This window comes from Sulfitobacter sp. 1A13353, assembly GCF_043557255.1.
GTDB classification, from domain to species: domain Bacteria; phylum Pseudomonadota; class Alphaproteobacteria; order Rhodobacterales; family Rhodobacteraceae; genus Sulfitobacter; species Sulfitobacter faviae.
In genome coordinates, this window is the sequence record NZ_JBIFFS010000006.1 from 159,335 (window position 1) to 172,155 (window position 12,821).

Annotated in this window: 15 protein-coding genes and 1 tRNA gene; 7 read left to right on the forward strand and 9 right to left on the reverse strand. The window is 63.4% G+C overall.

What is annotated here, in order from left to right:
• The first annotated feature begins 17 nt into the window (after positions 1–17).
• The 4 genes from ACGYLO_RS15330 to scpB are packed head-to-tail and all read left to right on the forward strand — an operon-like array spanning position 18 to position 3,482.
• The gene (locus tag ACGYLO_RS15330) at positions 18–1,028 is read left to right on the forward strand and encodes an SPOR domain-containing protein (RefSeq protein ID WP_271687168.1); all 1,011 of its coding nucleotides are present in this window, start codon (positions 18–20) and stop codon (positions 1,026–1,028) included.
• On the forward strand, positions 1,028–2,035 hold the full coding sequence (gene nagZ, locus ACGYLO_RS15335; RefSeq protein ID WP_271687169.1) for a beta-N-acetylhexosaminidase: 1,008 nt from the start codon (positions 1,028–1,030) through the stop codon (positions 2,033–2,035). Before ACGYLO_RS15330 ends, nagZ begins: the two co-directional genes overlap by 1 nt.
• Positions 2,028–2,822: a ScpA family protein gene (locus ACGYLO_RS15340; RefSeq protein WP_271687170.1), complete on the forward strand. Its 795-nt coding sequence runs from the start codon at positions 2,028–2,030 to the stop codon at positions 2,820–2,822. Before nagZ ends, ACGYLO_RS15340 begins: the two co-directional genes overlap by 8 nt.
• Before the next feature lie 3 nt (positions 2,823–2,825).
• Positions 2,826–3,482: an SMC-Scp complex subunit ScpB gene (gene scpB / locus ACGYLO_RS15345; RefSeq protein WP_067265864.1), complete on the forward strand. Its 657-nt coding sequence runs from the start codon at positions 2,826–2,828 to the stop codon at positions 3,480–3,482.
• 14 nt (positions 3,483–3,496) lie between these two features.
• Here the strand turns inward: scpB and ACGYLO_RS15350 are convergent, their stop codons facing one another.
• The 8 genes from ACGYLO_RS15350 to ACGYLO_RS15385 all read right to left on the reverse strand — a co-directional run bounded on the left by ACGYLO_RS15350 (position 3,497) and on the right by ACGYLO_RS15385 (position 9,180).
• Positions 3,497–4,573 (reverse strand): 2'-deoxycytidine 5'-triphosphate deaminase, encoded by a 1,077-nt coding sequence (locus tag ACGYLO_RS15350; protein WP_271689964.1) that lies wholly within the window; start codon positions 4,571–4,573, stop codon positions 3,497–3,499.
• 79 nt (positions 4,574–4,652) lie between these two features.
• Positions 4,653–4,729: transfer RNA gene (locus tag ACGYLO_RS15355), tRNA-Pro, on the reverse strand.
• A gap of 67 nt (positions 4,730–4,796) precedes the next feature.
• A complete protein-coding gene (locus ACGYLO_RS15360) occupies positions 4,797–5,711 on the reverse strand; it encodes a MerR family transcriptional regulator (protein WP_271687171.1) in 915 nt (304 codons plus the stop codon).
• A gap of 3 nt (positions 5,712–5,714) precedes the next feature.
• Positions 5,715–6,017, reverse strand: a complete 303-nt coding sequence (gene ihfA / locus ACGYLO_RS15365) for an integration host factor subunit alpha (RefSeq protein ID WP_067265868.1) — start codon at positions 6,015–6,017, stop codon at positions 5,715–5,717.
• Between the two features lie 109 nt (positions 6,018–6,126).
• Positions 6,127–7,098 (reverse strand): beta-ketoacyl-ACP synthase III, encoded by a 972-nt coding sequence (locus tag ACGYLO_RS15370; RefSeq protein ID WP_271687172.1) that lies wholly within the window; start codon positions 7,096–7,098, stop codon positions 6,127–6,129.
• Complete coding sequence (plsX, locus tag ACGYLO_RS15375) at positions 7,095–8,171, reverse strand: phosphate acyltransferase PlsX (RefSeq protein ID WP_271687173.1); 1,077 nt, start codon at positions 8,169–8,171, stop codon at positions 7,095–7,097. The genes ACGYLO_RS15370 and plsX overlap by 4 nt, the downstream gene beginning before the upstream one ends.
• Before the next feature lie 50 nt (positions 8,172–8,221).
• Entirely contained in the window at positions 8,222–8,428 is a 207-nt protein-coding gene (gene rpmF, locus ACGYLO_RS15380; protein ID WP_067265873.1) for a 50S ribosomal protein L32, read from the reverse strand.
• 200 nt (positions 8,429–8,628) lie between these two features.
• Complete coding sequence (locus tag ACGYLO_RS15385) at positions 8,629–9,180, reverse strand: DUF177 domain-containing protein (RefSeq protein WP_271689965.1); 552 nt, start codon at positions 9,178–9,180, stop codon at positions 8,629–8,631.
• A gap of 90 nt (positions 9,181–9,270) precedes the next feature.
• Between ACGYLO_RS15385 and ACGYLO_RS15390 the strand changes: the two genes are divergently transcribed.
• From ACGYLO_RS15390 to ACGYLO_RS15400, 3 genes are all read left to right on the forward strand, one after another.
• Positions 9,271–9,735 carry an outer membrane protein assembly factor BamE gene (locus ACGYLO_RS15390; RefSeq protein WP_067265877.1) on the forward strand — a complete coding sequence of 155 codons (465 nt, stop codon included), beginning with the start codon at positions 9,271–9,273 and terminating at the stop codon, positions 9,733–9,735.
• Positions 9,736–9,797: 62 nt separating this feature from the next.
• Positions 9,798–10,517: a GNAT family N-acetyltransferase gene (locus ACGYLO_RS15395; protein ID WP_271687174.1), complete on the forward strand. Its 720-nt coding sequence runs from the start codon at positions 9,798–9,800 to the stop codon at positions 10,515–10,517.
• Positions 10,518–10,572: 55 nt separating this feature from the next.
• A complete protein-coding gene (locus ACGYLO_RS15400) occupies positions 10,573–12,384 on the forward strand; it encodes an ABC-F family ATP-binding cassette domain-containing protein (protein ID WP_271687175.1) in 1,812 nt (603 codons plus the stop codon).
• Here ACGYLO_RS15400 and ACGYLO_RS15405 read toward each other — a convergent pair.
• Complete coding sequence (locus tag ACGYLO_RS15405; protein WP_271687176.1) at positions 12,381–12,812, reverse strand: hypothetical protein; 432 nt, start codon at positions 12,810–12,812, stop codon at positions 12,381–12,383. The genes ACGYLO_RS15400 and ACGYLO_RS15405 overlap by 4 nt on opposite strands.
• Between the last annotated feature and the right edge of the window lie 9 nt (positions 12,813–12,821).

Here is a 12,821-nt window from a genome sequence, read left to right on the forward strand (position 1 = left end):
CGGGCAAAGAGGCAGAGATGGCAGATTTCACGTCTTCCCCGACGACGGCGGGCTATGCGCCCGATTCCGCGCATAGCTACGCAGTGGGCAGCGCGCCCAAGACCCTGACAACGCTCACAAATATTGCGGGCGCGGTGGTTTCCTTGGCGCTTGTGGCGGGAATCGGTGTCTGGGGCTACAAACTGCTTGTCCGCGACGTGACCGGCATCCCGGTGGTCCGCGCGATCGAAGGCGAGATGCGCGTGCGCCCCGAAGAGCCGGGCGGTGAATTGGCCCGTCATCAGGGGCTTTCGGTCAATGTGGTCGCCGCCGAAGGCAGCGCCGGGCGCCCGGCGGATGAGCTGCGTCTCGCGCCGCGCCAGATCGAATTGCAAGACGAAGACCAGCCTGTCAAAGTGGCAATGGTTGCCGCGAAGACACAGGGTACGGCGACGCCAGCCGTGGCGCGTGAGGATGACGGCGACCTGATCGACGCCTCCGAAGCGATCCGCTCGGGCAATGTGCAAGACCTCGTGGCGCAATTGACCAATGGCGTGGCACCGCTCACCGGTGAGGAGGCCGCCGCTGGCGATCCTGTCGATGCCGCCGTGGCGATGGCGCTGGCCGATACATCCGTGCAGCCCAAGGTGGTCAAGGCCGTGCTGAACGCGCCCGGCGTGCGCAACTCCCTGCGCCCGCGCCGCCGCCCGGCGGGCGGTGCCATTGTGACACCCGCCGCCGTGCAACCTAATCCAGTGGCCGCGGCCACCCAAGAAGTCGATCCCGCATCGCTGCCCGCTGGCACCCGCATGGCCCAGCTTGGCGCCTTTGACAGCCCCGAGGTGGCGCGCGAACAATGGGACCGTTTGCAGGGCCGTTTCGGTGCCTATCTCGAAGGCAAGAGCCGCGTCGTGCAAAAGGCCACCAGCGGCGGGCGGGTATTCTACCGCCTGCGCGCCATGGGCTTTAACGACATCGCCGATGCGCGCCGCTTCTGCTCGGCCCTCGTGGCCGAAAACGCGGATTGCATCCCGGTGGTGATGCGCTGATGCCCCCCTTCGGGGCCACGATCCTCGACGCGACGGGCCATCGGCTCAGCGTCGAGGAAAAGGCGTTCTTTCGGGACGTGCGGCCCTTTGGCTTTATCCTATTCGCCCGCAACATCGACAGCCCCGACCAGCTCCGCGCGCTCTGCGAAGAGATGCGCGAGGCGGCGGGGCATGATGCCGTCATCACCATCGACCAAGAGGGCGGCCGCGTGCAACGCATGCGCGCGCCCCAATGGCGGGATTGGATGCCGCCGATGGACATCGCCGCCCGCGCCGGCGATCAAGCGCGCCAAGCCTTCCACTTGATGTACCGGATCATCGCCCATGAGCTGCACAGTGTCGGGATCGACAGCAATTGCGCGCCACTGATCGATGTGGCCGGGCCGGACACCCACCGTTTTCTGCGCAATCGCTGCTACGGTGAAACGCCGGGGCAGGTGGCCGAGATTGGCCGCGCCGTGGCGGATGCGCTGCTGGCCGGAGGGGTCTTGCCGGTGATGAAGCACATGCCGGGCCATGGCCGCGCGACGCTTGACAGCCACCACGATCTGCCCCGGGTAGCGGCCCGCCGGATCGATCTGGAAGCGGTCGATTTCGCCCCCTTCCGCAGCCTCCGCGACCTGCCGATGGGGATGACCGCGCATCTGGTCTATGACGCGCTGGACAATGCCCCGGCGACCCTGTCGCCCGAGGTGATGCGGCTGATCCGCGAAGAGATCGGCTTCGACAACCTCGTGATGACCGACGACATTTCGATGAAAGCGCTGCAAATGACCCCGGCGGAAAGCACCCGCGCCGCCATCGCGGCGGGCTGTGACGTGGCACTTTTCTGCAACGGGCCGCTCGAAGAGCGCCGCGCCGTGGCCGAAGCCGCGGGCGAGATGACCCCCGCCGCCCAGACCCGCGCCCTGCGCGCGATGGATGCGCGGCAAACCCCCGATGACGTTGACATCGACGCCCTCAGCGCCCAGCTTGAGACGCTTCTGGGCGGGATATTGCATGGCTGACACGACATTTCAGGAAGACCGGGCCGGGGCTGGCAGCACCGTGGCCGACCGGCTGGCCGCCGAAGCCTTCATCATCGATGTCGAAGGCTATGAAGGGCCGCTTGATCTGCTGCTGTCGCTGAGCCGGACGCAAAAGGTCGATCTGCGCAAGATCTCGGTGCTGCAACTGGCGCGGCAGTATCTGGCTTTTGTTGAGCGTGCCAAGGAGCTGCGGCTGGAACTGGCGGCGGATTACCTCGTCATGGCGGCGTGGTTGGCTTTCCTGAAGTCGCGTCTTCTGCTGCCCCCGGACCCGACCGAAGAGGGCCCATCGGGCGAGGAAATGGCCGCGCATCTGGCCTTCCAACTGGAACGTTTGCAAGCCATGCGCGACGCCGCCGCGCGTCTGATGGCGCGGGATCAGCTTGGCCGGGACTTCTTTGCCCGCGGCCAGACCCAAGAGATCACCAGCGTCAAAAAGGTCACTTATACCGCGACCCTGTTGGACCTGATGCAGGGCTATGCGCGCACCCGCACGCGTGAGGATTTCCGCCCCTTCGTGATGGACCGCGACAAGGTCTTCACCATGGAAGAGGCGCTGGACCGCATGCGCGGGCTGATCGGCTATGCGGGCGATTGGGGCGATCTGAACAGCTACCTGCCCGAGGGCTGGGAGAGCGACCCAGAACGCCGCCGCTCGGCCACGGCGGCGACCTTTGCCGCCTCTTTGCAACTGGTCAAAGAGGGGCATATGGAGATCCGGCAAAAAGAGATTTTCGCCCCCATCCAACTGCGCAAGAAGGATTGATGCGTGTCGGAAGAGATTGAAACCAAAGAAAAGAAACTGTTCGACGCGCCCTCGCTCGCCGAGCAGGAGCGTATGATCGAAGCCGTGCTTTTCGCCAGTTCCGAGCCGATCACCCTGCGCGAACTCGAAGAGCGTTTGCCGCGCGGCTCAGACGTGGGCGAGGCGATGGCCTTCCTGCGGCACCGGTATCAGGGGCGCGGCGTGCAGGTGATGAAAGTTGGCGATGCCTATGCCTTTCGCACCGCGCCCGACCTTGGTTTCCTGATGCATAAGGAAACGGTCGAGACCCGTAAGCTCAGCCGCGCGGCGATCGAGACTTTGGCGATCATCGCCTATCACCAGCCCGTCACCCGCGCCGAGATCGAAGAGATTCGCGGCGTATCGGTGTCGCGGGGCACGGTGGATCAGTTGCTTGAGATGGAGTGGATCCGCTTTGGCCGCCGCAAGATGACCCCGGGCCGTCCAGTAACCTTTGTCGTCACGCAGGAGTTTTTGGATCACTTCGGTTTGGAAAGCGCGCGGGACCTGCCGGGGCTGAAAGAGCTGCGCTCTGCCGGGTTGTTGGAGAACCGTCCGCCCGCCGGTCTGTTGCCCACCGTGGGCGATGGCGAGGACGAGCCGGAAGCGACCGAAGGGCAGAGCGAGCTGTTCGAGGATTGACCGGCGCCGCGTCTTTACGCGGAGCGGAAATGCTTCGACAGTTTCAGCCCCTGACCTTGGTAGTTCGACGCGATGTCGGCGCCGTAAAGCTGGCTGGGGATCTGCGCCATATGCTCATAGACCAAACGGCCCACGACTTGCCCATGCTCCAGCACGAAGGGCGCCTCGTGACAGCGCACCTCCAACACCCCGCGTGAGCCTGCGCCGCCTGCCTCGGCATGGCCAAAGCCCGGATCGAAGAAGCCCGCGTAATGCACGCGGAACTCTCCGACCATCGCCAAATAGGGTGCCATTTCAGCGGCATAGGCAGGCGGGATCGTCACCGCTTCGCGGCTGACGAGGATATAGAAGGCGCCGGGGTCGAGGATGATTTGACCGTTGGTGCTATGCACCTCTTCCCAATAGGCGGCGGGATCGTAATGGCCAATCTTGTCGAGGTCGATCACCCCGGCATGCGGCTTCGCGCGGTAACCGACGAGGCTGGTGCCGGGCAGCCGTAGATCGACGGAGAAGCCCAAGCCCTCATCGATCACGGCGGTCCCGTCAACGAGCGGTGTCTTATCGTGCAGCGCGCGCAGCGCGTCGTCGTCGAGGGTCGCATCCCCGCTGCCGAAACGAATCTGATTGAGCCGCATCCCGGGCCGCACCAGCACCGAGAAAGAGCGCGGGCAGATCTCGGCGTAGAGCGGGCCAGTGTAGCCCGGCGCAATGCGGTCGAATTCGGTGCCACCATCGGTGATGGTGCGGGTCAGCAGGTCAAGCCGCCCGGTGGAGCTTTTGGCATTCGCCACGGCAGAGACACCCTCGGGCAGCGCCAACTGCTCCATCAGTGGCACCACATAGACACAACCCTTTTCCAGTACGGCCCCTTCGCTGAGGTCGACGCGGTGCATCTCAAATTCCGCTAGACGATCCGAGACCTTGGCCCCATGCCCGGCAAGGAAAGACGCGCGGACGCGATAGGCGACGCTGCCGAGGCGGAGGTCAAGACTGGCGGGCTGGATCTGGGCAGAGGTGACCGCGGGATCGGCGGCAATGGCGCCGCTTTCGATCATCGCTGCAATCTGCTGGTTGGGGAGCACCCCGTTCATCGCATTGGGCATCGGGCGCGGCCTTCTTAAATGACAAACGCCCGCGCGTTACCGGCGCGGGCGTTTTGTTGTAGTCGGTTGGTCGGGCTAGCAGGACTCGAACCTGCGACCTTCCGTCCCCCAGACGGACGCGCTACCAGGCTGCGCCATAGCCCGACTACGTGGGCTTCATACCCGATCTCGCAGGGGGTGCAAGAGGGAATTGCCAATCTTTTCATCGCGATTAGAAATTTGTTTCCGCGCCGGCTTCTGCGGCCATGCGCGCGCGCAATTCAGCCAAATCCAACAACAGACCGGCGACCTGCGGTTGCACGTCACGGGGCAGGCGATGGACACGCGCACCTACGCTGAGCAGCCCCGGACGGGCGGGAAAATCGGCTTCTGGGGTGAAATCGGGAAGGTCGATGATCGCGGGTTTCGGCGTGTCGTCTTCGGGGTCTTCCGCCTCGGCTTCGGCAGGGGCGCGTGAAACCTCTGCGGTCTCCTCCGGCTCAGCCGCCAGTGGGCGCTTGAGGAACTCGGGCAGGCCGGTCTCTGATGCAGGTTCCTCTTCGGGCTCAGCTTCGGACGCAGGGAGTTGCGGCGCGTCGGGCGTGTTGCTGTCAGAGGGTGCCAGCGGATCGGGCGTGGCCCGTGGGTGATCGTCGGCGGGCGGCATGGGCGAGGGGCGCTGTGCTACCGCAGGGGCGGTTTCTTCTACCTCCGCCGTGTTCTCCTGCCGCGTGTGGACCGTCTCAACCGTCTCAGCGCTCACTTCATCCCCGCGCGCTTCCGTCTTCGCGCCGAAGTTCAGAACCACTCCGGTCTCGGGCCGGATAATGTCGGGCTTCGGCGCAGGGCGCGGCTCCACGAAATCCAACTCATCAAGCGGGGCGGAGAGGGAGGAGACATGGGTCATCCCTTCCTCACGCAAGATCTTCTGAACGCCTTTGATGGTCAGCCCATCGTCATGCAGCAGTTTCTTGATCCCACCAAGCAGCAGCATATCGGCGGGGCGGTAATAGCGCCGCCCGCCCGCCCGTTTTATGGGTTTCACTTGGGTGAACTTACTCTCCCAAAACCGCAGAACATGGGCCTGGATACCGAGCCAGTCAGCGACTTCGGAGATGGTGCGAAAAGCGTCCGGCGATTTGACCATGGGTCAGGACTTGTTGCCTTCGGCAACCCGGTCTTTCATCAGATGCGAGGGGCGGAAGGTCAGCACCCGGCGCGGGTTGATCGGAACCTCTTCGCCGGTTTTCGGATTGCGGCCCACACGCGCGGTCTTGTCGCGTACCGAAAAAGTGCCGAAAGAGGAAATCTTGACCTGTTCCCCGTCGACCAGAGCGTCGGACATATGCTCAAGCACGGCTTCGACCAGCTGAGCACTCTCATTGCGAGACAGACCGACCTCACGAAATACAGCTTCGCTTAAATCCATGCGCGTCAATGTCTTGTTCGGCATTATATCCCCCATGCTTTCCAATAGCATATGCTGCTCAGATTTTTAGAGTCAACATCAATGCCCGGATCGAGCACGATTCGGCAGAGATTTTCCGCGTTAGCTCAGGGACTTACCAGCGCAGGACAACAGAGCCCCAAGCCAGACCGCCGCCAATGGCTTCGGTGACGATCAGATCGCCCTTGTTGATCTGACCACGCTCACGGCCCACCGACAGCGCCAGCGGGATCGAGGCGGCAGAGGTGTTGCCGTGGTCCTGTACGGTCACGACAACGCGCGCCATCGGCAGGTTCAGTTTCTTCGCGGTGCCTTGGATGATGCGGATGTTGGCCTGATGCGGCACGATCCAATCGACGTCTTCGGCGCTGACGCCGGCACGCTCCATGGCGGTATTGGCCGTGGCGGCCAGCTTTTCAACCGCGTGGCGAAACACCTGATTGCCCTGCATCCGCAGATAGCCTGTCGTGCCGGTGCTGACGCCGCCATCGACGTAGAGCAACTCGCGGTAGCGCCCATCGGAATTCAGGTCAGTCGCGAGGATCCCACGATCCTCTGGCGTGCCTTGCCCTTCTTGCGCCTCAAGCAGCAGCGCGCCCGCGCCGTCGCCAAAAAGCACACAGGTCGACCGGTCGGTCCAGTCCATGATGCGGCTAAAGGTCTCGGCCCCGATCACCAGCACGTTGCGCGCCTGACCGGAAACGATAAGCGCATTGGCGTTGGCCAGCGCATAGACAAAGCCCGCGCAGACCGCTTGCACGTCAAAGGCGAAACCATTGGTCATGCCCAATTCGGCTTGCACCATGGTTGCCGCCGACGGGAAGGTCAGGTCGGGGGTGGAGGTGGCCACGACGATCGCGTCAACATCGGAGACATCGCGCCCCGCGTCTTCGAGCGCCTTGCGTGCGGCGGCGCTGGCCATGGAAGAGGTCGTTTCACCTTCGGCGGCGAAGTGGCGGCGTTCAATGCCCGAGCGCGAGCGGATCCATTCGTCATTCGTGTCGAGGGTCGCTTCAAATTCGGCATTTTCCACGACACGGGCGGGCAGGTAGTGGCCACAACCAGTGACAACGGCGCGCAGGCTCATTTGACGGACTCCTCAGCTGGCAGCGTCGCGGCGACGCGAGCGGCTAGCTTGTCATTGAATTTATTCTGCGACAACTGCGCGGCGAGTTTGATCGCAGCGGAGATGCCGGTCGCATCGGCGGAGCCGTGCGATTTCACCACCGTGCCGTTCAGACCCAGAAAGACGCCGCCGTTCACACGGCGCGGGTCGATCTTTTTGCTGAGACGGCGCAGAGAGGTATAGGCCAGCAGCGAGGCGAGCCGCGACAGGGGTGAGTATTTGAATGCTTCGCGCAGCCTGTCGCCAATCATGCTGGCCGTGCCTTCGCCGGTTTTGATCGCGACATTGCCGGTAAAACCATCGGTCACGATAACATCGGCGCGGTTGCCCGAGATATCGCCCCCCTCAACGAAACCGACGAATTCAAACCCGGTGGCATCACCTTGGGCGCGAATCAAATCATAGGCTTCTTTGAGTTCGGTGCGGCCCTTATGCTCTTCGGTGCCGACATTCAGCAGCCCCACGCGGGGGCGCTGCAAATCCATACCGTTGCGGGCGTAGGAGGTGCCCATCAGCGCGAAACGTAACAGATCATCGGCGTCGGCGCGCACATCGGCGCCCACGTCGAGCATCACGTTGAAGCCCTGCGGGTTGGAAGAGGGGTAGAGCACGGCAATCGCAGGGCGATTCACGCCCGGCAATTTTCGCAGCCGTATCATCGACATCGCCATCAGCGCGCCGGTATTGCCGCAAGAGACAGCCACAGCCGCCTCTCCGCTCCGCACGGATTCGATGGCAGACCACATGGAACTGTCTTTGCCGGTGCGCACGACTTGGCTGGGCTTGTCGTCCATCGTGACGACATCCGTGGCGTGACGTATCTCGCAGCGGTCCGACAACTCACCACGTTTGGCGATCAAAGGCTCCAACTGATCACGGGGACCATGCAGGATAAAACCGATATCGGGATTTGCTGTCGCAGAAAGCGCACACCCGGCAACAACTGCTGCCGGGCCTTCGTCACCCCCCATCGCGTCGACCGAGATCAGGGTGTGTCCGGCTTTCGCGTTGGGGTGATCGGGCTGGGCCGTCATCAGTGCGAATGCCTCACTGCCTAAGAGAAAACCTTAAAAACTACCGCAGCTTATGCTGCGTCGTCTTCCAAGTCCACTTCTTCGGTCAGGGCGACAACTTCGGCGTCGTCATAGTGACCGCAAGCCGCGCAGATGTGGTGGGGGCGCTTCAGCTCACCGCAGTTCGAACATTCGTTCGGGTTCGCCGCAGAGAGCGAATCGTGGGCGCGGCGGTTGTTGCGGCGGGATTTGGATACTTTATTCTGTTGGACAGCCATGTCTGGTGCCTTTGCCTTCGGGGTTGCTGACTTGGCAAAGCAGGCCGCAACCGTGTTTCAATTCGGACCCCGTTTCGGGCGTGACGACGCTTTAGGGCCGCAGCCGCGCAATGTCCAACCTTAATTCGGGTGAGGGCGGCAAAATAACGCGAAACCGGCGCGATGCAAGCGCGAATTTCCGCGGTTTTCCGCTTGTTTCCTTAGGTTTCGTCTTTCTTCAGCGCATCGCGCAGCGCGCCCAACCCCGCAAAGGGCCGCGCGTCTTCGTCCGTCATTGGCTTCTGCCCCGGTTCGGCATGGACCATCTGGCCCAGTTCGGCGTCGCCCTTGCGGGGATATTCCGGCACTTCCAGCGCCAGCGCCTCGATCATGACCTGCGCGGGGTCGATCCATTGACCCAAAGGCTCTGTCGTATCGTCCTCGGGCATTTCGACCTCCTCTTCGTCGGGGAGTTCGAAATCATGGATGAAGCGGCGGGCAATATCGGCGTCGATCCGCGTGGTCACTGGCTCAAGCGTGACGACGCATGGCTGCACCACGGTCGCGCCCAGTTTCCCGTCAAGCTGCCAGTCCTGTTTGCCGAGCGGTTTGATGCTGCCCGAAAAGCTAAGTTTGCGCAGGGCCGAGAGATCAAGTTCCTCGGCGATCTGCGCCAGCGCTTCCGCCTCAGGGCGCAGCGCGAACGCGTTTGGCTCCGTCTGGGACAGGTCCGCGACCCGAAGAGCGGTTGGCGTAGGTGATTTGCGCGACATGAGATCCGACTTTCGTTTCTTGTACACTTGGGGTGCCTTGGTGTATGCGAAATAAAAGCCATAATCCGTCAGGGCAAGAGGGCAGACCAAATGCGCAAAACCAAACAGACCGGCAAGACGCACCTCCGGATCGCGGGTATGGGACTTGCACTGCTTCTGACCGCCTGTAGCCCGCAGTATGAGAACCACGGCTATGTGCCGCCGCAAGACCAGCTTGAGCAGGTCGTTGTGGGCAGCGATACCAAGGAAAGCGTCGCGCAGAAGATCGGTGTGCCCACGGTTTCGGGTGTTTTGAGCGATGATAGTTACTATTACGTTAAAATGCGCAAACGCGCTCTTGGCTTCATGGCCCCGAAAGAGATCGAGCGTGAGGTGGTGACCGTCAGTTTCAACGAGGCCGGTGTGGTGTCGAATGTCGAACGCTTCGGGCTTGAACGCGGGCAGGTTGTGCCGCTGTCGCGCCGCGTGACGACATCGCCTGTGGCCGACAACACCTTCCTGCGCCAGCTTCTGGGCAACCTCGGCCGCTTCAGCCCGTCGGCCTTCGGCAGCTAAGTTCCCCTTGCCATGCCCCGGCAGCGGGGCAGGGCCGCGGATAAGCGAAGGCGACCTCGCAGATGACCCAAGCGCCCCCGGGCCGATATCTGACGCGCGAAGCCCTCACGCCCGGGGACATCACCCGGGCGCACACGCTGCGGACGCAGTGTTTTCAGACCGGGACCGTCGACCGTGATGCATTCGACGCGGCAGCACGGCATTTTCTGATAGAGGATCGCGACAGCGGCACATTGGTCTGCTGCTTTCGCCTGACCCTGTTTCAGGGCGCGGAGCTGGCCCAGAGCTATGCCGCACAGTTTTACGATCTGAGCCGTCTGGGGCGTACGCAAGGCGCCATGCTGGAACTGGGCCGCTTTTGTATCCACCCAGAATGGCAAGACCCCGACATTCAGCGCCTCGCTTGGGGGCAGTTGGCGCGGGAAGTCGATGGCAGCGGGGCGGCGCTATTGTTTGGCTGTTCCTCTTTCACGGGCACCGATCCGACCCGCTACCGCGATGCCTTTGCCCTGTTGAAACAACAGCATCTTGCCCCCGCGGAATGGCGCCCCCGCGTCAGGGCAGCTGAGGTCCACCTCTATGCCCGGCACCGCCACAGCCCCGATCCCCGGCGCGCGCGCCAGCAAATCCCGCCGCTGCTGCGCAGCTATCTGGCGATGGGCGGTTGGGTCAGCGACCACGCCGTGATCGACCGGCAAATGGGCACGCTGCATGTCTTCACCGGGCTGGAGATCGCCGGGATCCCGCCCAACCGCGCGCGGCTTTTGCGGGCGCTGGCCTGAAGCCGCACCGCCTTTGGACATTGACCTTGCCCGCGCCGAAAGATAGCTGGCAGGCATGGCACGCGCACCCCTTTTACAACTCACCGACATTTCGCTGACCTTTGGTGGCGATCCTGTTTTCGAAGACCTCTCCCTCGTGGTTCAGACCGGCGATCGGTTGGCCTTGGTGGGCCGCAACGGCTCGGGCAAATCGACGCTGATGAAGGTCATGGCCGGGCTGGTAGAGCCCGACAGCGGGGCGGTTGTGGCCGGGCCCGGCGTCTCGGTCGGCTATATGGAGCAGGAGCCGGACCTCTCGGGCTTCGAGACGCTTGGCGACTTCGCGGCCCATGGGCTCGATCCGGGTGAGATGTATAAGGTGGAGCGCGCTGGCGAGGGGTTGAAGTTTGACCCCGCACGCCCTGTGGCCACCGCATCGGGCGGGGAGCGTCGCCGCGCGGCACTTGCGCGGCTGATGGCCGAAGAGCCGGAACTGATGCTGCTGGACGAGCCGACCAACCACCTCGACATCGAAGCCATCGCATGGCTCGAATCCGAGCTAAAGGGCACCCGCACCGCCTTTGTCATCATCAGCCACGACCGCGCCTTCCTGCGCGAGCTGACCCGCGCGACCCTCTGGGTCGACCGCGGCACCGTGCGCCGTCAGGACATCGGCTTTGAAGGGTTTGAGGCATGGCGCGATCAGGTCTGGGAAGAAGAGGACATGCAGCGCCACAAGCTGAACCGGAAGATCAAGGCCGAGGCGCGTTGGGCGGTCGAGGGGATCTCGGCCCGGCGCAAGCGCAATCAGGGCCGCGTGCGCGCGCTTCAGGAGTTGCGCGCCGAACGCTCGGCGCAGATCAAACGGCAAGGCACCGCGGCCATGGCGCTGGAGGCTGGGCCGAAGTCAGGCCGCAAGGTGATCGAAGCGAGCGGCATCGCCAAGAAATTCGGTGACAAACAGATCCTGCGCGACTTCTCGATCACCGTGCAGCGCGGCGACCGGATTGCGCTGGTGGGGCCAAACGGCGTGGGCAAGACCACGCTTCTGAACATGCTGATCGGCAAAGAAGAACCCGACGCGGGTGAGATCAAACTGGGCACCAATCTGGAACTCGCGCTGTTCGATCAAGCGCGCGCGCAGCTTGACGGGGACATGACCCTTTGGGACAGCCTCACCGGCGATCCTGAAATGCGCGTCTCGGGCAAGGCCGATCAGGTGCTGGTGCGGGGTCAGCCGAAACATGTGGTCGGCTACCTCAAGGAATTCCTTTTTGACGAGGCACAGGCCCGCGCGCCGGTCCGCTCGCTTTCGGGCGGCGAAAAGGCACGGCTGCTCTTGGCCAAGATCATGGCGCGCTCCTCGAACCTTTTGGTGCTCGACGAGCCGACGAACGATCTCGACGTTGAGACGCTCGACCTCATGCAGGAACTCTTGGGCACCTATGACGGCACCGTGCTGCTGGTCAGCCACGACCGTGACTTCCTCGACCGGGTGGCGGCGACCACCATCGCAATGGAGGGGGATGGCCGCGCCACGGTCTATGCGGGCGGCTGGTCCGATTATCTGGCACAGCGCGGGCAGGATGATTTCGCCCAAAGCGTGGTTAAACCCAAGCCGAGCAAACCCGAGCCGAAAGCGGAGAAAAAGCAATCCGCGGGCGGGCTCAGCTTTACCGAAAAGCACCGGCTCGAAGCCTTGCCTGCTGAGATCGAGCGGTTGGAGGCCGAGATTGGCAAGCTCGAAGAACTGCTTAGCGATGCGGAGCTTTTCACCCGTGAGCCGGTGAAGTTTCAAAAAGCCACCGATGCGCTGGTGCAGCGGCATGAAAAGCTCTCTAACGCCGAAGAAGAGTGGATGGCGCTTGAGGAGAAAGCGCAGGGCTAACCCCGCGCTTCTGCCAAAGCGATCTGCGGGCGGTAACCGTTGCGGAATGCCGCGACGATGCTCGGCGGGGTGAGCAGGGTGACGCGGCCCTGCGGGCGTCGCTGCACAGCCCCGTAGCCCTCCGGCGCATAGGGGTGAAGGGCATCGCCGAGAAGCATGCCGCTCTGGCCATCGCGATCCAAGGCGAAACTGCCGTCGGGCAGGTCCTGCGCTTCTACATCCCCATGGCGGCGCTGACGAAAAACGCGCGGCACGGCCCGTTCGGCGTGCAACTGACGGTCAAAATCCGCGGCGGGGCCGGGGAGGTCGCAACACGCGCGAAACCGTCGATAATCCGCAGCACGGCATTCCGCGCAAGGGCGGTGACCGGCGGCAAAGGCCACGGCCTCGTCAAGAAAGAACAGCTCGGTGTAATGGCGCGGCGCCATCAGCTTGCG

Coding starts and splice junctions, on each gene's coding strand:
- ACGYLO_RS15330 (WP_271687168.1), top strand. CDS start 18: ATGGCAGATTTCACGTCTTCCCCGACGACGGCGGGCTATGCGCCCGAT.
- nagZ (WP_271687169.1), top strand. CDS start 1,028: ATGCCCCCCTTCGGGGCCACGATCCTCGACGCGACGGGCCATCGGCTC.
- ACGYLO_RS15340 (WP_271687170.1), top strand. CDS start 2,028: ATGGCTGACACGACATTTCAGGAAGACCGGGCCGGGGCTGGCAGCACC.
- ACGYLO_RS15350 (WP_271689964.1), bottom strand. CDS start 4,573: ATGAACGGGGTGCTCCCCAACCAGCAGATTGCAGCGATGATCGAAAGC.
- ACGYLO_RS15360 (WP_271687171.1), bottom strand. CDS start 5,711: ATGGTCAAATCGCCGGACGCTTTTCGCACCATCTCCGAAGTCGCTGAC.
- ihfA (WP_067265868.1), bottom strand. CDS start 6,017: ATGCCGAACAAGACATTGACGCGCATGGATTTAAGCGAAGCTGTATTT.
- ACGYLO_RS15370 (WP_271687172.1), bottom strand. CDS start 7,098: ATGAGCCTGCGCGCCGTTGTCACTGGTTGTGGCCACTACCTGCCCGCC.
- plsX (WP_271687173.1), bottom strand. CDS start 8,171: ATGACGGCCCAGCCCGATCACCCCAACGCGAAAGCCGGACACACCCTG.
- rpmF (WP_067265873.1), bottom strand. CDS start 8,428: ATGGCTGTCCAACAGAATAAAGTATCCAAATCCCGCCGCAACAACCGC.
- ACGYLO_RS15385 (WP_271689965.1), bottom strand. CDS start 9,180: ATGTCGCGCAAATCACCTACGCCAACCGCTCTTCGGGTCGCGGACCTG.
- ACGYLO_RS15390 (WP_067265877.1), top strand. CDS start 9,271: ATGCGCAAAACCAAACAGACCGGCAAGACGCACCTCCGGATCGCGGGT.
- ACGYLO_RS15395 (WP_271687174.1), top strand. CDS start 9,798: ATGACCCAAGCGCCCCCGGGCCGATATCTGACGCGCGAAGCCCTCACG.
- ACGYLO_RS15400 (WP_271687175.1), top strand. CDS start 10,573: ATGGCACGCGCACCCCTTTTACAACTCACCGACATTTCGCTGACCTTT.
- ACGYLO_RS15405 (WP_271687176.1), bottom strand. CDS start 12,812: ATGGCGCCGCGCCATTACACCGAGCTGTTCTTTCTTGACGAGGCCGTG.